We start from the raw sequence: 21,684 nt of genomic DNA, 5'->3' as shown, positions 1-21,684 counted from the left end.
GGTTTCTGTAAGAAAAGCCGCTATAATTGGTATAGTTTTAAAACCTAAAGTTAGCTAAAATCCGGGGGAAGGATGAACTATAAAGCTGTACAGAAATGAAAAACTATAGCTTATAGTTACAGGATCAGTCTTTAATGTGCCTGTTTCTTTCAGATTCTTCGATGCGCTCCATTAATTTCGTGATCTGGTCCAGATCGGGCTGTTCGTTTTTATATAATTCCTGATCTATGGCTATGGGCGCAGGAGCCACCTTGTTATGAAAGACCTTCAGGTGATGGATATAAGTATCGAGCTGTCTTGAAATATTAACGTAAAACTCCGGATTTTCAGTGGCCTGGTCCAGGTAACCGACTTTCATGTTCTCAGCGGCACGAATTTCATTGTAAATCGAAGTGCCCAGATCCTGTCGTGTAATTTGATCTGGCAGGTTGTTAATAAAGTCGCTGATATCAAAGTTCATTCGTTAAATTTTAACTATAGTATACGCACTTGTTCGCACGGGTTTCATAGCTAATCTCAGATTCTTTTGAAGAACAGTTCTTTATCATTTTCCCAAACGCAAAGCGTACGTTTGTCGGGCAGCTCTATCGTTTCGATGTAGTTGCCTTTGCCTATAGTTTGTATGGCTTCGGAGCGCAGGAATTTCAGTTTCAGATCATCGCCGTCTTTCCAGGTGATGGCAGGGTTGGTGCCACCACTTATGCGGCAGTTACGGCCTTTGCCAACTGCTACTTCGGCGTTGCCGGGCCGGGCGTGGTAAATGTTGCCATTGCGCTGCCAGGCCGTATGCACACGGTCGTTTTCGTCTAGCACCAGGCCACCGCCATCCATCGGGCAGCCATCCACTTTCCAGGTTTCATTGCCTAATTTCTGTGGGGCCGTAAAGGTTTTGCCGCCGTTTTCTGAGGTTGTAAAATAGAAGTCGCGCGAACCGTTCAGCCAGTTACGGAACATCAGGTTTACTTCTTCACCATTTACAACGATACTCGGCTTGCAGCATTCACAAACAGTGCTGTCAGGAGACTCATAAATAATACGGTTTGCCGACCAGGAGGTGGCAGGGCCGGTAGCTGTAGCCAGTGCGATCTTGTTTTGCTTGTTATTGCGTACATCCAGCCATAGGGCGTAAAAGGTGTCGTTTTCGTCGCTGGCAATACTCATCAGGCCTTCGGCAGCAACCTGTGGCACATCGTTTACACCAGCGGCTTTTTCCCATTTACCAGTGGCATGGTCCAGGCTGAAGGAGTGAATATTTCCTTTTTTATCGATAGCGGTAACAAGCGTATAGTTGGCTGAACTTGCGATCTGTGGCCCCATCGACATACCTAGCAAAAGCCCCGGGATGGTACCCACCAGTTCTGGTTCTGTAAAGCTCAGCCCGTTGTCTGTAGAAGTTGTGCAATAGATATTTTCTTCCAGGCCATACACTATACGGGTAACGCCAGCTGCATCTACCGATAGTTGAGGCTGGCGCCCTTTTGCCAGCGGCTGGGTATTTTTTTCGGCAGCAGGGGAGTTGCAGGCAAAGCCCAGGAATAAAAGCAGTGCAAACGATACGAGGTGCAGGGGTGTCTTCATCAGATGATTGCAGGGTTGTAAGCTGTAAGTTAATATATTTCCTGTAAAGTTTACAGTAGTATGCATGGTAACTATAAGCTATAGTTCAGCAACTTGTATGCGTGGCGAAATGCTAAGGACAACTATAGATGCAATGTGAATGTAGGGGACAGGCAAAAAAAGAGGCACCGCAACGGGTGCCTCTGCTATGATCGGAAACAATAAGATTACTTTTTGTAAACTTCTTCGTTGCTACCGCACTTCAGCATCTGGTCACCAAAATAAGGGTTACGGATTTCCTCGTTTGAGCTTAGCCAGTAAGCACCCTGATCGTTGTTGGCCATCGGGCAATGCTGGTAGTAAAGTGTCTGGTCGGCAGCGCCAAATGCTTTGGTTAAGGCAAAAGTAGCTTCAGAAAGTAGTTCCAGCTGTGCACGCTGCAGATCCAGTTCTGCTGCCTCTGCCATAGCCGAAGCTGCTTGTTTTACTTCACTCAGTCTCTCTTCAGCAAACGTTTTCTGTTCACCTTCCAGGCCGGTTACTTCTACTTTATTTGCGGCAGCAACTATAGCTTTGGCATCTTCCTGTGCTTTTTTAGCGTCAGAGGCTACCAGGTTATCTTTCAGTTTGAGGTAATTGTCAACTACAGCAGCGATCTGCGTTTTTACAGGAGCTTCTGCAGCCGTATAATCCGGCGCTTCTACCACTACTTTGCCTTCAGCGGGCATGTTGTCGCCATGAGCCATGCCTTCGTGGTGCTCCATGTTACCGGTTTCTGCAACAGTTTCCTGCTTTGTGTCAGAACAAGAAGTAAATACAAACGCTGCAAAGGCAGCTGCTACAAATGTTTTCTTCATGATAGTTTACTTGGTTGATATTAAGTATAAAGGTAAGGATTCATTTTTAAAAGTAGTGACTCGGCATACTGTTGGTGCAAGCTGCAAACAAGAAGGGCTATTGAATATACTTTTTATAGTTCTCCTCTGATGCAAAGTACAATACATCGCCATTTGCACCACCTGGCTTCAGGGCAATAAACGCTTCTGCCTTATCTACTTCCTGGCCTGTTACAGGGTCTTTTGCATAACGTACCTCGCGCTCATTTTTGATGGTTTTAACACACATCTCGCAGCAGCCATAATACATTTTTTCTTCAAAAGGAACCGGGAACTGTTTTTTGCCGCCCATATACGCATTATTCACCATGCAAACCAGGTCTTTAGGTAGTCCTTCCTCACTCATCAGTTCGGATGGATCGGCTGTTTGTTGTGCAGGAGTATTTGCAGCAGCCATTTGGCCGGCATGGTTGGCAGCTGGCATTTCAGTGGTTGTTTCAGTGGCTGCAGCAGCCTGTGTTTGCGGTGCCTTTTCTGAAGAGCAGGAAACTAGCAGCACAGCAGCGAATACAGCGATATAATTCAGGTTCTTTTTCATGTGTTAAAATTGTAAGTTAAAATTGATCTGTTCAAAAATTACCAGCACTAGGGCCAGCACTATAGCCAGGTAAAGAAGCCGTTTTGGCCATTTATTTTTCTCAGGCTCCTGCACGTCTCCGGTTTTGCAGCAATCTTTCATGGTGTAATTTTTTACTGTTAATATTTAATCCAACATCAAAACTCAGCATGGAATTTCATGTTGTTTTTATAGTAGGCTTTAGTCCTGCTCCCAAACTATAGTTTAATGTTGATGTCCCGCCATCGGGTCGGCCCCTTTTTTCAATACAAACTCGCTGTAAAGCAGGTACGCGCCGGATACTACTACCTTGTCGTTTTCTTTCAGGCCGGAGAGTATGGCCACGTTATCCGCACTTTCTTCTCCTATAGTTACCATCCGTGCTTTAAAAGTGTCTTTGCCGGATTGCACCCACACATGTGCCCCTTTTTCGTCACGGATAACAGCATCGGAAGGCAGGGTTAAGGTAGAGTTGTTGTGCTTGTTGATGACGACGTTCGCCTGCATGCCAGGCAGGTACCGGTCATCCGGATTAGGCAATTCAGCTCGAAGGATAACAACCTGGCTACCGGCCCTGAATTCCGGACTTATGAAAGTTACTTTTGCCGCTACAGGTTCCTGCCCGAATCCTTCAACTGAAACGTTGATCAGGTCGCCTTCTTTTACATTGGCCACTTCCTGCGGATATAGTTCGGCCTCTACCCAGATCTTGCCCAGTTTGCCCAGCCTGTAAAGTACGCTGCCTTCGGCTACATACTGGCCTTCGGCTGCGGCAACTTCGGTAACTACACCGCTGGCAGGAGCCACAAACGTAATGCGCGGGCTAAGCTGCTCGGTTCTGGCAAGGTTGCGTATTTGGCCTTCAGTCAATCCGTAAAGCAATAGCTTCTTTTTTGCAGCCTCCAGGAACGAGGCAAACCTTGGATTTTCTTTCCCCAGCTCCTTGTCTTGCTTTAGCGCCAGCAGGTACTCGCGTTGCAGTGTCAGGAGTTCTTCGGAGTATAGTTCGTAGAGCGGCTGACCTTTTTTTATAGTTTGCCCGTTCTCTTTCAGGTATAGTTTCTCCACTCGTCCGGCGGCGCGGCTGCTTATCACATCAGTCTGTGTTTCGTCGAGTACCAGTCTGCCGGTAAGTATAGTGTTGCTGCCGGCCGAACCGGTTTTGATACGCATTGTTTTAATGTTCCCGAGCGCTATCTGGCCTTCACTCAGCATCAGCTCCCCGTTCGCTTTCCCGGATTGCGATACAGGGACCAAATCCATAAAGCAGATAGGGCAGGTGCCGGGTTTATCCTGCACGATCTGCGGGTGCATGGGGCAGGTATAAGTTGCCTTTTCGCCTTCTGCATGTGTTTTTTCTTCCGCGGAGCAGGCCGCTACAACTATAGCTACCAGCAGGAAAAGTATGTTCAAAAATCGTTTCATGTTCTAATTTTGAATTTTGGATGACTGAATAATTGAATAAATGGGAATCAGAATGTTCGAATTGGGAATCATCTATTCAATTATTCAAAAGTCAGTTATTCATAATTTAACTCTGTCAGTTATTGACTTTGATAAAGCTTTCACTATCAACCAGGAACTGTGCGTTGGCGGCAATTACATCTGTCTCTTTTAAACCGGAAACGATCTGTACTTCTTTGCCGGAATCGCTGCCTATAGTTACCGCTACCGGTTCAAAAACGCCATTTACTTTTCTGAAAGCCACATGTTTTGTTCCAATGTTAAGGACTGCTTCGCCGGGTACCCAAAGGGCTGCATCGGTTTTGTAGCTGGCCTCTCCGGTTACCAGTTGTCCTACCATAGCCAGTTTATGACTGCCTGGCAGGTAAACACGCACCTTTGCAAAATTCTCACCTTCATTAAAAAAAGGCTGCACGAAATCTACTTTAGCCTCCAGTTTTTCGCCGGGCATTTGCGGGAACGAGATTACGATAGGAGCGCCTTTCGCCAACGAACTTTTATCGCCGGCCGGCACATTAAACTCTGCCCATAATTGCTCCGCATTTACCACACGTACCAAAGGCTGGCCAACTGTTACATACATTCCTTCGCGTAGTTGTATAGTTTGTCCTGCCGGGGAAGTGGGAGTTGGTGTAGCTGCAGGGCTGGATCCACCACCCATGACATCCATTCCGGTGCCAGCGCTTGCTGCCTGCGCGGGAGCTATAGTTGCGTTCGGGGCGGATGCATTTAAATCGATCACATAGCCTTCGTAAGGGCTGTAAACTGCAAACGTATAGCTTTCTTCCCCGTTTTTGATAAGCCGGTTTATCTGCTCATTAGTAGCGCCCAGGTACTGTAGTTTCTGTTTAGCCGCCTGAATCATTTGTTTATCCTCAGGGGCCGACTGTACTAAATATAACAGTTCTTTCTGTGCCGTAATCAGGTCCGGACTATAGATCTCCATTAACTTCTGGCCTTTGCGTATCGGCTGGAAATTATACTTTACAAACAGCTTCTCAATACGACCACCAACTTTTGCCGGCACCGAGTATACACGGCGCGGATCATAGGTAATAACGCCATCCATTTTCACAGTAGCCTCGGCGGTTTTCTGCTCCGGTTTTATAGTTGTGATGCCGGCAACTACTGTGGTGTTGGTTGGTTTCAGCAAAAAGGCCAGGTCTTCTGTAATCTCTACGCCATCGCCATGTACCGCTTTGGGTACCAGGTCCATGCCACATACAGGGCAGGTGCCAGGCTCATTCTGCACGATCTGGGGGTGCATCGGGCAGGTGTATTCTGTGCCTTCAGCGTGGTTGTGGTTTTCGCCGGAGCAAGCCGCTACAACTATAGCCAGCACCAGCAAAAGTATGTTCAGGTATCGTTTCATATTCAATTTTGAATTTTGAGTGACTGAATAATTGAATAAGAAATAAGTGCTCCATTCAATTATTCAAAAGTCAATTATTCATAATTATCTCTCAATCTCTTTCTCATAGTTCACCGTCATCTGGTAGAGTTGCTGCAGGTTTCGCAGGTACTCCATTTGCGCCATGTTCAGTGCTTCCCAGGCATCGATCACTTCGGGCAGCTGCGCATTGTTCTGCTCATATGCCAGCATCGTTACATCATAGTTCTTTTTCAGTGCCGGGATGATCTTGTCAGTATATTTTTCGGTGTGATGATGCAGGCTGCGTAGCTCCAGGGCCATGTTCTTAGCCATGCCTTCCGCTTCGTTCAGCATCGCTTTGCGCTCCCGTTGCATGGCCTGTATCTCCAGGTTCATAGCCTTGGTGTTGGCCTTGTACATTTTAGAAGACCACGGCGCAATCGGAATAGAAATCATACCCATAGCGGTGTATTGCTGCGGCATCATTTTATCCCGCGATTTCATGTGGTCAAAACGCAGGCTAAATTCGGGCAAACGTTCCTTTTTTTCCATCTCAACACCCAGCCTCATCGATTCTATTGTTCTGTCGAGCTGGCGGATATCGCTGCGGGCACCGGCCAGGTACGTGGAATCTACCGTTCTCTGCTGAAGTGCTGGTGGGATTACAACTATAGTTGTATCAATTTTATACGTAGTGGTCTGCGGCAGATTCATCAGGTTGTTTAGCTGCGTGTTCTGCTGTGCGATCTGGGCTGCCACCATATTCTGCATGTTCTGTACTTCGTGCAAACGGGCTTCGGCTTTGTAAATACTACCCAGTTTGCTCTGGCTATATGGGTAACGGATACGTGCCAGCTTCATCATAAACTCCATGATACGTTCATTATCCTCTAACACGTCCAGCTGCTTTTCCAGCACTACCCAGTTATAGTAGGCTGTTTTGGCTTGCGCACGCAGTTCGTTATATTGTACCTCTTTGGTAGCCCGCTCAATACCCGCCTTCGACTGCATATACTTTTCTTTAGCGCGCTGCTTTGCAGGGTTCGGTATTGTTTGCTCTGCTGAGATCATAAGAGAGCCCTTGTCGCTTTCATTCATCACCTCGGCACCCGGGTACGGTGTCATATAAACACCACCGCCCACCATAGGGGCCATCCAGCTTTTTGCCCCTTCGGCATAAGCATCCATGGCCCTGGCGCGGTAGTCGTACTGTTGCAGCATCGGGTTGTTTTTGCTGATGCGTTGCAGTACGCTGTCCAGGGTTATAGTTTGAGGTAGCTGCTGTGCCCGGGCCGGAACTATAGCCAGCAGAAAAAGCACAACTATAGCGGCCGTTAAACCACCTCTCACCGGGTTATAGTTACGACTGGAATGCAGCTTTACCGACTCGACCGGGCCAGAGGCCCAACTATAGTTTGTCACGCGCGAGGACGCTCGCGCCATAAATATTTTCTTAATGCTTAACATCGTAGATATCCAGTTTGCCGTGTTTTCTTAATTCGTATTCTTTCATCATCTCAAACACAACCGGTGTTACCAGCAAAATGTGAATGGAAGAAGTAAACACACCCCCGATCAGCGGGAGCACAATAGGTTTCATCACATCGGTTCCAATGCCAGTCGCCCAGAGTATCGGAATAAGACCAAACAAGGATACTGACACGGTCATGATCTTCGGGCGAAGGCGTTTTACAGCACCTTTAAATACAAAGTCGCGGATGTCCTGTTTGGTAATCGTTTCGCGGGAGTTGCCTTTCAGTTCCACCAGTTCACCCATGGCTTCGTTCAGGTACACAACCATAAGCATACCCGTTTCTATGGCCATCCCAAACAGTGCAATAAAGCCCACCGCTACTGCCACCGATAAGTTCACGCCATAGAAGTAGACGATAAACACACCCCCAATTAGCGCAAAAGGTATAGTTATCAGGCTAAAGAAGGCTTCTTTAATTGAGTTGAAAGAGAAGTACAGGATAAAAAAGATGATGAGCACCACCAGCGGAATGATGAGTTGAAGCGTTTTAGTAGCACGTACCTGGTTTTCCCATTGTCCGCTCCATTCCAGGTAATAGCCGCTTGGTATACCCGTTACTTCATTGCTGATCTTTTCCATCGCTTCTTTCACGGTACTGCCCAGGTCGCGGTCGCGCACGTTAAAGAGCACGGCTCCACGCAACTGTGCATTTTCAGAATTGATCATGGGCGGACCGTCGGTAAAGCGGATTGTTGCTACGGAGGATAACGGTATAGTTCCGGCTGTAGTCGTTTGTATCGGGATGCGCTGTATGCGCTCTACGCTGTTGCGGTATTCCTGCGCCAGGCGTACGTTTATGGAAAAGCGCTGACGACCTTCGATGGTATTTCCGATGGAAGTACCACCCAGGGCAGATTCGACGATCATGTTCACGTCATCTACCGTTAACCCATAGCGGCCAAGCGCTTCGCGGTTAATATCGATTTCCAAGTATTTACCACCCGTAATAGGCTCTACGTACAGGTCATTCACACCCGGTACGTCGCGCAATGCCGTTCTTACCCGCTCCGATACAGAAGCAATAGAATCCAGGTTCTGCCCATATACTTTTACGCCCACATCAGTACGGATGCCGGTTGCCAGCATGTTAATGCGGTTGATGATAGGTTGGGTCCAGCCGTTTACCACGCCAGGGATCTGCAGTTTTGTATCGAGTTCGCGAATGATGTCCTGCTTGGTCATGCCATCGCGCCATTCCGACTGGGGTTTCAGCATGATAATGGTTTCGATCATGCTGATAGGGGAGTTGTCGGTGGCTGTGCTCGCACGGCCGGCTTTGCCCAACACGCTTTCCACTTCAGGCACTGATTTGATGATCTTGTCCTGCACCTGCAGGATGCGCTTGGCTTCGGCGTTTGAGATATCCGGTAGCGTTACCGGCATGAACAGGATGGAACCTTCATCCAGCGGCGGCATAAATTCTGTACCTAAACTGAATAGCATAGGTATGGCAACCAGCAGGGCAATAATGTTAACGCCTATAGTTGTCTTGCGCCAGTTAAGGCACCACCGCAGCACCGGGCCATATATACGTTCCAACACGCGGTTCAGCGGGTTGGCATTTTCGCCTTTAAGCTTCCCTTTCAGGAAAAAAGAGATGAGCACGGGGGTAAGCGTAATAGCTACAATGGCATCAACTATAAGTATAAAGGTTTTTGTCCAGGCCAGCGGTCCGAACAGTTTGCCTTCCTGGCCGGTAAGCAAAAACACCGGCAGGAACGACATGATAACAATTATGGTGCTCCAGAATACACTCGGCCCCACCTGTTTGGCAGCCTTCTCTATGATCCGGATTCTTTCTTCTTTAGATAATTTCATATTGCTTCAATTTTGAATAATTGAATTTTGAATAACTAACTTTTCTTTTTTTGTCATCTCGACGATAGGAGAGATCTATCTGGAATTCTAAATAGATTTCTCGTTAAACTCGAAATGACATTGAAGCACTTTCAAAATTCTACTCTTCTTCCATCCATTCTTTACCTTTCTGCGCATCTGCCAAATGCCGGTATGCGTTCTCTACCATCACAATGGCATCATCCACAATCACACCTATAGATAAGGCAATACCTGTCAGCGACATGATGTTGGAAGAGATACCGAAGGCGTTAAGCAGTATAAACCCAATGGCAACAGAAAGCGGCAACTGGATGAGTATAACCAACGCGCTTCGCCAATGGAAAAGGAACAGGAAAACGATCACAGAAGCAACCAGCATTTCCTCTATCAGTGTCTTTTTGATGGAATCTATAGACTCGTTGATGAGGCCGCTGCGGTCGTACACAATGTTGAATTTTACACCTTCCGGTAAGCCTTTGGCTACCTCGGCCATCTTCACTTTCACATTGTCGATCACCTCGTCCGCATTCTCGCCGTAGCGCATCACAACTATACCGCCCACTGCTTCGCCTTCTCCGTTCAGGTCAAATATGCCAAGGCGGCTTTCGCCAGTCATCTGCACAGTGGCTACATCGCGCACCCGAACCGGAATGGTGTTGTTCGTAGCAATTGCAATGTTCTGGATCTCTTCAGCTGACTGCAAATAACCGGTGGTCTTAATGATGTATCCAATATCAGAAAGCTCGAATTTGCGCCCGCCGGCCTCATTGTTATTAGCCCTGATGGACTGAATGACCTGTGGAACGGAGAGTTTGTAGTAGGTTAGCTTATTAGGGTCTAAAGTGATCTGGTACTGTTTCTGGAAACCACCGAACGACGCCACTTCACTGACACCCTTCACGTTCTGCAGGCCGAATTTTACATACCAGTCCTGGATAGCGCGTTGCTCGCCCAGGTCCATACCGGGAGCATCCAGAGTATACCATAATATATGACCTACGCCTGTTCCGTCCGGGCCAAGGGTAGGAGCAACGCCTTCGGGCAGCATATTGCCTACAGAACTAAGGCGCTCCAATACCCGCTCGCGGGCCCAGTACACATCGGTCTCATCCTCGAAGATGACGTAGATAAAGCTCATCCCGAACATGGAACTGCCGCGCACATACTTCACATCAGGCAAGCCCTGAAGGTTAGTTACTAGCGGGTAAGTGATCTGGTCTTCGATGATCTGCGGGCTGCGGCCCATCCATTCTGTAAAAACGATCACCTGGTTCTCAGACAAATCTGGGATAGCATCTACCTTGTTTGTCTGTACCGAATATAAGCCCCAGCCGAAGAGCGCCGCTGAAATAAGCAGCACGATATAACGGTTACGGAGCGAAATGGAAATTAATTTCGCAATCATGTACGTATAAGATTAACCTTAGCAGGAAATTAAGGAACTGCAGAAAAGCAGCGTATTAAAGGGCATGCCAACTTAAACAGCTTTGCCTGGTTTAACCATGCCTGGTAAAATGACACAGCTATACCAGCCAAACTATGGCATGGGTAAACTATAAGGTTATAGAAGAAAAGATTGCACCAGCACCGGAATATCGCGTGCTAATGGGGGAGACTCGTAAAGAGCGAATGCTGGGTTTTGATCGGCTTCAGGAGCGAAGAATTGCAGGATAACTACTTTTACAGCAGCTATAAATTTAATGTCCTGAAGTTTATTGAGTGTTATTGCCGTGTGCTTTTCAGCAGCATCAAAGCGCTTCATTATTACCTGATGATCCTGGCAGCAGGCTTTATCGTCATCGGTTTGCTTAGGAACATGGCAGGCAGGCGTTTTCTCTTTTGCTGCTTCCATCGGGCAATCTGCCTTAGCCCCAAAGAAGGTAACATCGCGCAACTCACCACCGCAGATATGCATACCTACAGCCAAACCCGTCGAGGAGACAAGCACCAGCAATGTAAGGGTAAGCAATAAGACCTGGCGGTATAGTTTCATAATTGAGTTATGCCTTTTGCAAAGGTAAGCCCGGTTTTGGATCTTTCCTTACATAAATAGCTAAAAGTTTTACAGAATTCCAAATGAAGGCATTCACAGTATGTCCTGAAGCACTTATTTCTATAGACTTGGCAGGTTTTAAAATAATATTGAGTAATGCGAATGACGATGAATTATGTCCGATTGCCGGTGGTTTTGTAGTATAGGTTGCAATTGTTAGCTGAAGGGAATAGGATTATCTTCAACTCTTAGAAACCTATAGTATTACAACAAACATGGCCACGACTATACTTCAAAAGCCATCAGGTTATATTGGGCACATAGCCTTGGAAAGTCATTACAAGTACATAAACAATGTTGGAAAAAGTATTGAAGATACTTAGTGAGAGCAGGAAAAATACACTATCTCAGAAACCCATCCGGATATTTGTGTACCCCGTTCGCCACGAAACTATAACTCATAACAGTTACAAGAACAGTTAAAAGTAAAGCAGTCTGTAAAAGTAATAACTCCCCAAGATGGCTGCAGTGTTTTGCTTATGTCACGTATTAATTCACCAGCAATTTAATTGTCTCTACAGTTTTTGGAGTCCGTAACCGGGCAATGTACGCACCCTTAGATAAAGCAGACTTTTGGAGCGTAAAATATTTAATTTCATCCCGAGTTGCGTTCCCTTCCTCTAAAATACGGATCAAACCCCCTTTCATATCGTGTAGCGTTAATGTATAAGCTCCCTCGTAAGCGGCCCTGAATTTTATAGTTGCAGTAGAAGAAATAGGGTTAGGATAAACTATAAAGTCCTTTTCTAAAGCATCACGAGTTGTTTCTTCTGTAGGTGTTGCAACTATAGTGGCTGAGTTGGTTCTTAATGCACTTATTTCTGATGCTGCAAGGGCAGAGTTATACACACGGGCATCATCAATAGCGCCTCTAAATCCATAGACTCCGTCGCTTTGCGCCCCGATAGCTAAGGGGAGGGAATTGCTGCTTATAACTGGTTTTGAAGTAAGCACTTTAGATGCATGCTCTGTCCCGTTAATGTACAGTTTAATCACGGAGCCATCGTATGTGGCTGCTATGTGCATCCAGCTCAATCCGTCACTCGGGTAAACCACCGAAGAATTAAGCCTGTAAGAATCTCCTGCCGATGCCTGGTTGATGCGGAAGAACACATAACCACTACTTGCCAGTGAAAGTTCGTAGCCATTAACTGTTCCGTTAGAGGCTTTTTTAATGATATATTGTGTAGCTACTTTGGCAGGTTTTATCCAGGCTGAGAGGGTAATGGTATTGGAAATATCCAAAGAAGAATTATCTGCAACGGTAGCAAACTGGTTTGAACCGTTTAGCAGTAGTGCTAAGCCGTCTTTGCCGTTTGTCCAGGTCGGAGTACCAGTTATTGTAGCATTATTCCCCAATCCGGAAGCATCAGTAAGTGTATTCCCACTTCCCTCGTCCATCTTCCAGTGGCCTACAAGTGCTGAAACGGGCGGCATTGTTACCTCATTGCCCGTACTAAAACTCCATATAGCGGACCATGCACTTACGCCAGCTTCATTACTGGCTCTTATACGCCAGTAATAGGTTGTGTTATAGGCCAGGCCATTTACAGTAACTGCAGTTGACGGGATGCCACTTTGGCTAAAGGCTATAGTTGAGAAAGAAGAGGAAGTAGATAGCTGTGCTTCATATGTATTAGCATTTGCAGAGGCATTCCAGCTTAGGGAAACAGAAACTGCCATGTTAGCAGATTGGTTGGCGGGAGAGGCTAATACAGGAGCAGCCGGAACTGTTTGCGGGGAGGAACCATCTGTTGCCAGCACACCAACTGCCTGCGTACTGCTGGAAGCGAGTATAACTATATCTGTTGTGAAATTGTCTTTCGTACTTGTAGAGTTATTGTAAGTACCTCCATCCAGCAATGTCATCTGCGAACCGAACTGGATTACAGAGGTAGGTGATTCCCTGTATAGAATGGGACCCCCGGTGTCGTTCGACGTATAAACAATCCTAACTTTATTCAGTGCCTCATTCAGCACTACTACCGGTCTTGTGCCTATGGGTGCAACGTCATATAAATTATCCCAGCTACCTGATGTACGTCGAACAAGCAAGCCTATTTCTGGATATCCATTGGCATCATATCCTGTTTTGACTCCACAATAAAGTACACCATCCGCCCCTACAGACATGTTAATATGATCATCAGCCATACCGTTGCCTATATTTAAGGCTGACTGTGAAGCTGGCACTTCATCAGCAGACCACGTGGCAGGGCTAGCTCCGTCCGTATGGGTTTTAAAACCGAACCGTTTCGTGTTCTGATTCGACCACAAAATGCCGATTTTGCCCGGTAAAGCAATTACGGCCCCTATATCGTCGCTTGTTACGCCGGTGGCTATAGTTACAGGTGAGCTCCAGTTATTATATGGAGGATCACTCCACCTTGCGTGTATTGTACTTGCTCCGTCAGAGGCAAGCCACATACGCCCGTTTCCATCTATATCTATAGTGGCAGTTTCAACGCCACTTTCAAAATAAAGCCCTACCGTTGAAGTTCGTTTTGACCAAAGCTGATAGGTACCTCTGTCAGATAAATATTCTATAGATACTATTTGCGAAGATCTGCCCTGGAAGAGTAAAATATGCGCAACTTTATCTACTAATTTACAATCTGCCTTGGAGGTTGTTTTACTTGAAAGTTTAAGGACATTTGTCCAGGAGTTTCCATCTAACCTCCAAAGAAATGTGCCGGACGCATTAGGTAAAACTGCCCAGTGCTTACCGGCGTATTTCCATACTTTAGACTGGGGCTTTTCACCAGTATTTGTACTAATCGAAACTGGCTGTAATTTAGTTAAAGTTGTAAAACCCTGCGCGGCAACAGCAGATGAGCCGTTTGTAGAGAACTGTTCCTTTGCTGATCCTGCTTTATTCTTCAGACTTCCAGATGCTGTTACTATAGGATAAGCCTGGCTTTCAGATATTGATACAACTCCTGCTTTTTCAGTTATGCTATCCTGCAGACTCTGGTATAGTTCCGATACCTGTTGCGAAGAGTGTGAAAAACGATTTAAAGTATTGGCATAAACTTGATTAACTAATATGAAAAAGGGAGCTATTAAGAAAATGAATTGTATATATTTAGACATACTTAGCTATTTATAGGTCTCAAACACGATTATTTCAAATCATTGCGCGCGCTTCCTTTACTTCCAGCTGGCAGCCTGATATAAATTATATTTCATTGCTCTGTTTAATGTTCATGAATAGGGCAACGAAATAAACGTTTGGAGTAAATAGTTATAAGTGGGATTTGTTAAGAAGTTGTATGATTTTATGTCTTATTATGGTTGGATAACAGAATAGTTAGTAAACTGTTAGTATACCTTTGTAGATAGATGGAAGATGAATAGATATTTTTAAGCTTTATTCGATTAATTATCTTTAATAAGTTTTAAATATCGATTATTAGTTGATGAGTGGAGCTTTAAAATGTACAACCCACGCGCCAGCGAATCTCCATTAAACTCCAGGGTATTTTGCTGACCTGCCTCTGATTTGCCTTTATCTATTGTCGCTATTTTGGCTCCTTTGCTATCATATAAAATAAGTGCATACTCAGTTCCTTTTTTGAAGTTAAAGAGAAGGGTAGATCTTACAATGAACGGGTTAGGGTAAGCCATAAACATCTCCTTTATGCCACAGATGTCTGTCGGGTCAGGTATATCAGATGCAAGTACTCCAACTAAATTGTTTTTATTGGAAGCTAATATAACTACCTCATAGCCAGGGTTACCCTTGCTGCTCGTTACATCATTGTATGCTCCTTTTATCAGCATTAAAGGCTCCTTGAAAATAATGTTTGATGTACCTGATTCTTTATAAATGATATCGCCGCCAGTGTCCTCTGAGGTATAAATAACACGTATTTTGTTCAGTTTTTCATTCAGCAGAACTATGGGCCTGGTACCTGTTTTTGTTACTTCATACAGGTCATCCCATTTGCCTGAAGGCCTGCGAACCAGAAGTCCGAGCAAAGGATAAGGCAATTTTTCAAATTCCAATCTGAATTCAGTCTTTATGGCACAATACAAGGTACCATCACTAGCAACAGCCATGTTAATATGATCGTTAGCCATGCCTTTGCCTACATCGCGTGCAGACTGGGAGGCAGGCACTTCATTTTCTGACCACGCTGCTGGATCTGTTCCGTCTGCATGTGTCCTGAATCCAAACTGCTTTCTGTTCTGATCAGACCAGAATACACCCACTTTTCCGGGCAGCGCAACTACAGCTCCTATATCATCCATGTTTACACCAGTTGCAAGAGTAATAGCTTCACTCCACTCTGTATAAGGCGCATCACTCCATCTCACATTTATTTTATCCAGCCCATCTGATGCAAGCCACATACGCCTGTTTCCATCAATATCTATAGTGGCTGTTTCCACCTCAGCATCCAGCGTTATATTTACTGTGGATGACCTTTTATCCCAAAGACGATAACTGTTCGAGGAAGTATTATATTCAAGCGAAACTAACTGAGACGAAGTACCCTGAAACAGCAGGATGTGAGTAACATTACCAACAACCTTACAATCGGCTTTAGAAGTGGTACTAGGAGATAGTTTTAGTTTTTTTGACCAGGATGTTCCGTTTAGCTGCCAGAGGAAAGTGCCGTCTGCATTAGGAAAAATCGCCCATTGCTCGCAGGCATAGGTCCAGACTTTAGATTGTGGCTTCTCCCCAGTACTGGCCGATATGGACGTTTTTTTTAAGTTTTCGACACTGTTGAACTGCGCATATAGATCAAATGATAGCAGAACCATCCCGATTATAAGAAGGGTAAACTTTTTAATCATAGCCTATAGAATAATAATTGATAGAATCTTAATAATATCATCAAAGCACGCAATTCTTACTAGGCTTTAACCGGAGCTAAACAAACAGCAGCAGGTTAATCTGAATCTACTAGTAGGGTAAGTTGAGGTGTATAGTAAAAGGTTAATAATCAGTTTTTTTCTTTCAATTATTTACGAATTCCAAATGATAGTGATCGTTAATTGTTTATATAAATTTTTAGAATGTTTATATCAATCTTGTTCTGAGATCATTCGTATAATAGCGGAATTTGTCTTTGAGAGTACTTTACAGGTACGTAGCTTCTTTGAAATATCAGAAGTACCCGGAAGAGGATGTAAGTGCGTAGTTTTAAAGGGGCGGTTAATGCGTAAAGAGGCTAGAATTGATCGATGAAGTTTTTAATCCAGGGTATCATAAAGATAAAACTGCAGTTATTTATATTACAATTTTTATATGTCTGGATGAAGCCTTAGAAGGAGTAATTACTCTTTGGTTATCCTTTTTGACCTGATGTCTAATCGTAAGAATTTTAAAGAAGTTCTGTTGCATGCCTCTAATATTCTTGAGGCTAAGTATTCTTGCTTTTAAAGCGGTTATTTTTAATAAATTCAACTTAGCTTCTTCTGAATCAGGTTCTAGTTTAAACTTCTGTATCAGTAAAGGGAGCAGCTTTTTCGACTGGTTCAGAAATGATTTGAAGAGGCTAATCTTAAATGAGAGCGTATTTGTGACGTTCTTGTTTACACGCAGACGGTATGGTGTTAGTACAGTTAAAGATTCCGCTCCCTCTTTATACAAACGAACACAATAATTCCAGTTTATTCTTTTAGCAGGCATGAAGTGCTTAAACTTCAGATTTTCTTCATACCAGATATCATAGCCGATAAGTGTGATAGCATAACAGAGTTCGTAATCGCCACCAGCACTCAGAGAATTACCGGACCTGTCCGATAATAAAGGCTTATATCCTGCGCTTACCAATGCTTCATAGGCAGACTTCCTTATTGTGAACCCGGCACCATAGACAATGTTATTTTCTACTTTTCCTGATACAAGAGCTTGGGGACCATTCGCAAATGACGAAAGACTGGCAGCCCACAATGGTGGGTTTGTTTCGAACTCTAATGTACCGTTGCCTCCAAGTATCCCTATATTGGGCTGTCGGTCCATAATCTCGTATGCAGAGTTTACATAATCTGGGCTCAGCCAGTTATCATCGTCACAGAATAAGACAAATTTATATTTCGCTTTCTCCAAAGCCAGTTCTCGGGCAAAGGTTAAACCCTGCTTAGGTTGATTAAGTACAGAAAAGCTAACTGCAATTTGATGCTTTTCCCATTCCGAAATGGCTACTTCAGCTGTATTGTCGGTGGAGGCATTGTCAATTATAATAATTTCCCAGCTTAAACCGGGGTTTACTCTTTGTTTAACAAGGTGCCTTATGGTTTCCGGGAGTAGTTCAGCTCCGTTATAAGAGCAGATAGCCACTGATATTCCTGTTCTCATGCACTGTTAAATGTAATTTTGTAATAAAGTATCCCGATCAGTACATATAGCTTCAGGCTGCTGTGCAGGTTCAGAGCTTGTCTTATCTGTGCCTTTACAACTTGTTTATCATGAAGCGTATTCCAGAGCTTTTCTGCTATTTTAATGCCGTAAGCCGCATAATATTTTCTTGACTTGTTAAGGATGCTTTTCTTTTTGTCTTGCGGCAGGTGTTTCTGAATTAGCAGCATGGCGTAATACAAGTCCTGCAGGTATTCCCCTGTCAGGAACTTTCTACCTGATATGGAGCTTGTATGCATCCGGTAATCAGCTAAAATAGCCGGAGAGTAGGCAATAGGGAAATGTTTTGCAATTCTTACCCACATTTCCCAATCCTCGCCATAAGTCGGTCCTATAAACCCGCCAAGCCGTTCGTAGACGTCACGTCTAACTGTTATGGCTGCGTATTGTACGCGTTGTCTCTCTCCTATAGTTAGTAACCAGTTTTTCAGTATTCCCTCTTGCGCCATTTCAGGGCTTTTATCCTGTAGTTTTTTGCCGTTTTCATCTATGCAACTATACCGTGTAAAAGCGGCACCTGCCTGGGGGTATTTCTTAAACAGCTCGAGTATCTTGTTGTAATATCCCGGTTTAACTTTGTCATCACCATGTAACAGGTGAATCAGTCTACCCTCAGCCCGGTTAATGCAAGTTGTGAAGTTCTTCAGGCTGCCTACGTTCTTTGGTTGTCTATAGTATCTTACTCTTCCCTTTCCAACCTGGCGAACCAGGGACTCAACATCAATGTCAGTACTGTCATCATCTACCACTTCTATCTGCATTTCCTTCTCCGAAAGTCCCTGCTCTAACACACTGTTCAAGGCTTCTGCTATAAACTGACCGCAATTGTATACTGGAATCATCACAGATATAACAGGGTTCTGTTTAAGTTGCAGTGCAGGTTGTATAGTAGGAGGCTCTAAAGAAATAACACTCATCAAAGGCAATACTTTTAATTCAGTCTCAGCACCTGGTTGTTCTAGTTATACGCTTTTTAAAGAACATTGTAGAATTATGGAGTTATATTCTATGATTTATATTATGTAAAGGCTGATTTAAAGCAGACTTAAGGGCATTATTGACGGTTTTATCCGGGACGGAACAAGCTTTTACATTAGTGATTAAACCACTTTTCAGGAGTTTTAAAATGGTTCTAAATGATTCCAGCCTTAGCCAAAGGTAGGCTTTCTGCATTATCGGCAGGCCATCCGATAAGTTTGAGAGTATGTAATGTTTCTTGTACATAGCAGCTGTTCTGATAGCCACAGCATCGTAATTAGGATTGTCTCTTGAAAGTATACACTCAGTTAAAAAGTCTAACTCTTTAATACATGCAATGATTTTGTGTAGGTTCAGCTCTTTTTTCAGGGGTTCAAAGTTATGCCTGAAACAAGCTATAAAACTGCTAGGCAAAGTATAGTTGCTCCCGGCATAATAGCGCAGATTTCTAAGCACCTGCTCTTGTTGCGCTATCTCATATTCTGTCTTTTTTAGTACCTGATGCAGGCTTTGGTCTGTTACACGGTAGTCTAACAGTATAGTTGGGAGGTTATATATCTTATATCTTCTGGAAATTTGCCAAAAAAGCTCGAAGTCTTCGGAATAAGTTGCCGTATACATACCTGCTTCCTGTACTGCCGTTTTACTGAATAATACAGTCGGATGATATATCCAGCAGATGAAAGCCAGGTTATAATAAAAATGTTCGCTCCTGATCCGGTCTACCCATAGTACATCCCCTGTTTCTGAAATTACTCGTGTTAGTGTCGAGACCATTGCGCAATCAGGGTTAGCTTCCAGATAGGTCATTTGCTTTTCAAGTCTGTCCGGGTAACTAATATCGTCAGCATCCATTCGAGCTATCCACGGTGCCTCAGCCAATTTTATACCTTTATTAAGAGTTGCAGAAATACCTTCATTCTCTTTGTTAGTATAGAAACGTATGCGCGGGTCGGAGTAAGACTGTATAATAGAAGCACTTTTATCGCTGGAACCGTCGTCAATAATAATAAATTCAAAGTCCTGAAATGTCTGTTCCAAAATACTGTCTATTGCTTCAGACAGAAATTTTTCAGCGTTATAAACAGGCATAAGAACAGTTAAAGCAGGCATGATGGCAGTAATCTTTTCAACCCTTTTTTAATGACTCCTTTCACTTTTACAGGCAGATATACGGTAATATAAAAAGTATTTGGTTTCCGGTACGGCAGAAGCGCAGCCCTTAAAAGTTTATGTACGTCCTGGTTGGTTATGCGCTCCTTGTTTAAATAATTCTCCATCCATTCCAGAAAGTACATACGCACCTTATCGTAATGACCATCAGATTTTACTTTCTGCACAATAGATCCGGCTCGTTGCCTGTACCGGTTGTGGCAGGAAGCGGAAATGTATACCCGCTCTTTTAAATAAATTTTAAGAAGAAAAGCCTGGTCTTCGTACAACTGGTATTCTTTTGCGAAATTCTCCTCAAATCCTCCACACCTGTCAATAGCCTGTTTTGATACGAGTAAGCCGGAAGGGCAGGGGGCTGCACCTTTTTTCAGGGGGTACAGATAATGGAGCAGTTCCATAGGGCTGTAGTCTTTATTTTGTGGCGCACCAATCGTTACAAGTACATCTTTTTTGTCAGGAATACACCAGCTAAACCAGTAAAGGGATGCTTCAGCAACCATTGAAACGTCTGGATATTTATAAAAGATAGCTACCTGGTTCAGTAGCTTGTCAGGTAGCCAGACGTCATCTGCATCAAGAAATGCGATGAGTTCTCCCCGAGATTGCCTTATTCCCTGGTTTCTACTTGCGCTTAACCCTTTGTTGCTGTGTTTAGCATGTTCAGTATAGTATATTTTGGAACTTGATTTTCTTGCGTATTCCTTCGCGATTGTAGCACTTCGGTCGGTGGAGCCATCATCCACAAGAATCAATTCCCAATGCGTATATTTTTGAGCCAGCACACTTTCTATAGCTTCAGAAAGAAAAACTTCCTCATTAAAAAAAGGAATTATGACGGAAACCAGCGGTGAATATTCCTGTAGTATAGGCATCACATAGTTACTTTAACTGTTGCCAATAGTTTATTGCACGCTCGAACTCAGGCATCGGGAGATTCGGAACCTGAAACCTTCCCAAACTATAGAGTTGGGAGTGATGCGTTACAGGTGTTTCCTGCGTGGTGAAGGCTGCGTCGAACCCGGCATCTGCTGTAACTTTTATAGTATCGGTACTATAGTCACCATACGGATATGTTAGAAGATTTATCGATCTGCCTGTTAATCGACTAAGAAATTCTCTATTATTCTCAAGTTCAAACTGCTGTTCCTTAATACTGCACTTCTTTAATTCCGGATGCGATACTGTGTGAGCGCCTATATCAAACAGTTCATTGCGGGCCAGGTCCTGTAACTGTAGGGCGGACATGCATTTGTTCTTAGAGGCACTGGGTAAAGTATGATCGGCCCATGCACGTATTTTGCTAAGCTCTTTTCTTTGCTCCGTATAAGACAGTGGTTTAAGTTCCTGCCATAGTTTCAGATATAGCTTACAGCGCAACGAAGGTGGGGGTTCTGTACAGGCTCTCCAGGAGGCATTTCTTGCTATCTGGTGTTCATCTAAAGCAGCCTCATCCCTAATATTCAGATTGATGAAGGTTTGATTTATAGTAATGGATATTGTGCCGGGCAAGAACTGGGATTTGAATATGATGCTGGTTAGCTCGTCCCACCAGAATTCTTCGTCTTTATTTATCAGGCCCGAAGAAATAAAAAATGTACAGGGCAGATTGTACATTTCAAGCAGCGGTTTAGCGTTTTCGTAATTATCAGCGTATCCGTCGTCGAATGTAAGGGCTATGCTATTGTTTATTAATTTATTGGCCTTTAGCCCATCTACTAATTCCTGCAGCGTAATAACGTTTCCTGCTTTTTTTAAGGCTTGCAACTGTTGCTCGAAATTCTCAGGAGTGACGGTCATTTCCCATATATCTGTATCAGGTATACCAACGCGGTGATACATAAGCACCAGAGCCTTTGGTGATCTGAATCTGTTTAAGAAAGGAAACCTGC

At 44.2% G+C, this 21,684-nt stretch carries 18 protein-coding genes; all 18 read right to left on the bottom strand.

What is annotated here, in order from left to right:
* Positions 1 to 124 precede the first annotated feature (124 nt).
* The gene (locus GSQ66_RS06790) at positions 125 to 460 is read right to left on the bottom strand and encodes a hypothetical protein (RefSeq protein ID WP_162426770.1); all 336 of its coding nucleotides are present in this window, start codon (positions 458 to 460) and stop codon (positions 125 to 127) included.
* 56 nt (positions 461 to 516) lie between these two features.
* On the bottom strand, positions 517 to 1,578 hold the full coding sequence (locus GSQ66_RS06785; RefSeq protein ID WP_238395849.1) for a sialidase family protein: 1,062 nt from the start codon (positions 1,576 to 1,578) through the stop codon (positions 517 to 519).
* 206 nt (positions 1,579 to 1,784) lie between these two features.
* On the bottom strand, positions 1,785 to 2,414 hold the full coding sequence (locus tag GSQ66_RS06780) for a DUF3347 domain-containing protein (RefSeq protein WP_238395848.1): 630 nt from the start codon (positions 2,412 to 2,414) through the stop codon (positions 1,785 to 1,787).
* A gap of 97 nt (positions 2,415 to 2,511) precedes the next feature.
* Positions 2,512 to 2,991, bottom strand: coding sequence for a hypothetical protein (locus GSQ66_RS06775; RefSeq protein WP_162426769.1), 480 nt, complete (start codon positions 2,989 to 2,991; stop codon positions 2,512 to 2,514).
* A gap of 3 nt (positions 2,992 to 2,994) precedes the next feature.
* On the bottom strand, positions 2,995 to 3,132 hold the full coding sequence (locus GSQ66_RS06770; RefSeq protein WP_162426768.1) for a hypothetical protein: 138 nt from the start codon (positions 3,130 to 3,132) through the stop codon (positions 2,995 to 2,997).
* A gap of 102 nt (positions 3,133 to 3,234) precedes the next feature.
* Positions 3,235 to 4,434, bottom strand: coding sequence for an efflux RND transporter periplasmic adaptor subunit (locus GSQ66_RS06765; protein ID WP_162426767.1), 1,200 nt, complete (start codon positions 4,432 to 4,434; stop codon positions 3,235 to 3,237).
* Between the two features lie 115 nt (positions 4,435 to 4,549).
* Entirely contained in the window at positions 4,550 to 5,845 is a 1,296-nt protein-coding gene (locus tag GSQ66_RS06760) for an efflux RND transporter periplasmic adaptor subunit (protein WP_162426766.1), read from the bottom strand.
* An 84-nt stretch (positions 5,846 to 5,929) separates the two neighbouring features.
* Entirely contained in the window at positions 5,930 to 7,288 is a 1,359-nt protein-coding gene (locus GSQ66_RS06755; RefSeq protein WP_162426765.1) for a TolC family protein, read from the bottom strand.
* A gap of 10 nt (positions 7,289 to 7,298) precedes the next feature.
* Positions 7,299 to 9,197 (bottom strand): efflux RND transporter permease subunit, encoded by a 1,899-nt coding sequence (locus tag GSQ66_RS06750; protein ID WP_162426764.1) that lies wholly within the window; start codon positions 9,195 to 9,197, stop codon positions 7,299 to 7,301.
* Positions 9,198 to 9,336: 139 nt separating this feature from the next.
* Positions 9,337 to 10,623 (bottom strand): efflux RND transporter permease subunit, encoded by a 1,287-nt coding sequence (locus GSQ66_RS06745; RefSeq protein ID WP_162426763.1) that lies wholly within the window; start codon positions 10,621 to 10,623, stop codon positions 9,337 to 9,339.
* Positions 10,624 to 10,779: 156 nt separating this feature from the next.
* Complete coding sequence (locus tag GSQ66_RS06740; protein WP_162426762.1) at positions 10,780 to 11,211, bottom strand: HYC_CC_PP family protein; 432 nt, start codon at positions 11,209 to 11,211, stop codon at positions 10,780 to 10,782.
* A gap of 549 nt (positions 11,212 to 11,760) precedes the next feature.
* Positions 11,761 to 14,364 carry a LamG-like jellyroll fold domain-containing protein gene (locus tag GSQ66_RS06735; RefSeq protein WP_162426761.1) on the bottom strand — a complete coding sequence of 868 codons (2,604 nt, stop codon included), beginning with the start codon at positions 14,362 to 14,364 and terminating at the stop codon, positions 11,761 to 11,763.
* A 285-nt stretch (positions 14,365 to 14,649) separates the two neighbouring features.
* Entirely contained in the window at positions 14,650 to 16,077 is a 1,428-nt protein-coding gene (locus GSQ66_RS06730) for a T9SS type A sorting domain-containing protein (protein WP_162426760.1), read from the bottom strand.
* 436 nt (positions 16,078 to 16,513) lie between these two features.
* Positions 16,514 to 17,584 (bottom strand): glycosyltransferase, encoded by a 1,071-nt coding sequence (locus tag GSQ66_RS06725; protein ID WP_162426759.1) that lies wholly within the window; start codon positions 17,582 to 17,584, stop codon positions 16,514 to 16,516.
* Complete coding sequence (locus GSQ66_RS06720; RefSeq protein ID WP_238395894.1) at positions 17,581 to 18,486, bottom strand: glycosyltransferase family 2 protein; 906 nt, start codon at positions 18,484 to 18,486, stop codon at positions 17,581 to 17,583. Before GSQ66_RS06720 ends, GSQ66_RS06725 begins: the two co-directional genes overlap by 4 nt.
* 157 nt (positions 18,487 to 18,643) lie before the next feature.
* The gene (locus tag GSQ66_RS06715) at positions 18,644 to 19,735 is read right to left on the bottom strand and encodes a glycosyltransferase family 2 protein (RefSeq protein ID WP_162426757.1); all 1,092 of its coding nucleotides are present in this window, start codon (positions 19,733 to 19,735) and stop codon (positions 18,644 to 18,646) included.
* Positions 19,723 to 20,667: a glycosyltransferase family 2 protein gene (locus tag GSQ66_RS06710; protein WP_238395847.1), complete on the bottom strand. Its 945-nt coding sequence runs from the start codon at positions 20,665 to 20,667 to the stop codon at positions 19,723 to 19,725. Before GSQ66_RS06710 ends, GSQ66_RS06715 begins: the two co-directional genes overlap by 13 nt.
* A gap of 7 nt (positions 20,668 to 20,674) precedes the next feature.
* The gene (locus GSQ66_RS06705) at positions 20,675 to 21,634 is read right to left on the bottom strand and encodes a polysaccharide deacetylase family protein (protein ID WP_162426756.1); all 960 of its coding nucleotides are present in this window, start codon (positions 21,632 to 21,634) and stop codon (positions 20,675 to 20,677) included.
* Between the last annotated feature and the right edge of the window lie 50 nt (positions 21,635 to 21,684).

Source organism: Pontibacter pudoricolor, from assembly GCF_010092985.1.
GTDB lineage: Bacteria > Bacteroidota > Bacteroidia > Cytophagales > Hymenobacteraceae > Pontibacter > Pontibacter pudoricolor.
Note: the sequence above shows the minus strand (reverse complement) of the source record. Positions and strands in the feature narration are given on the sequence as shown.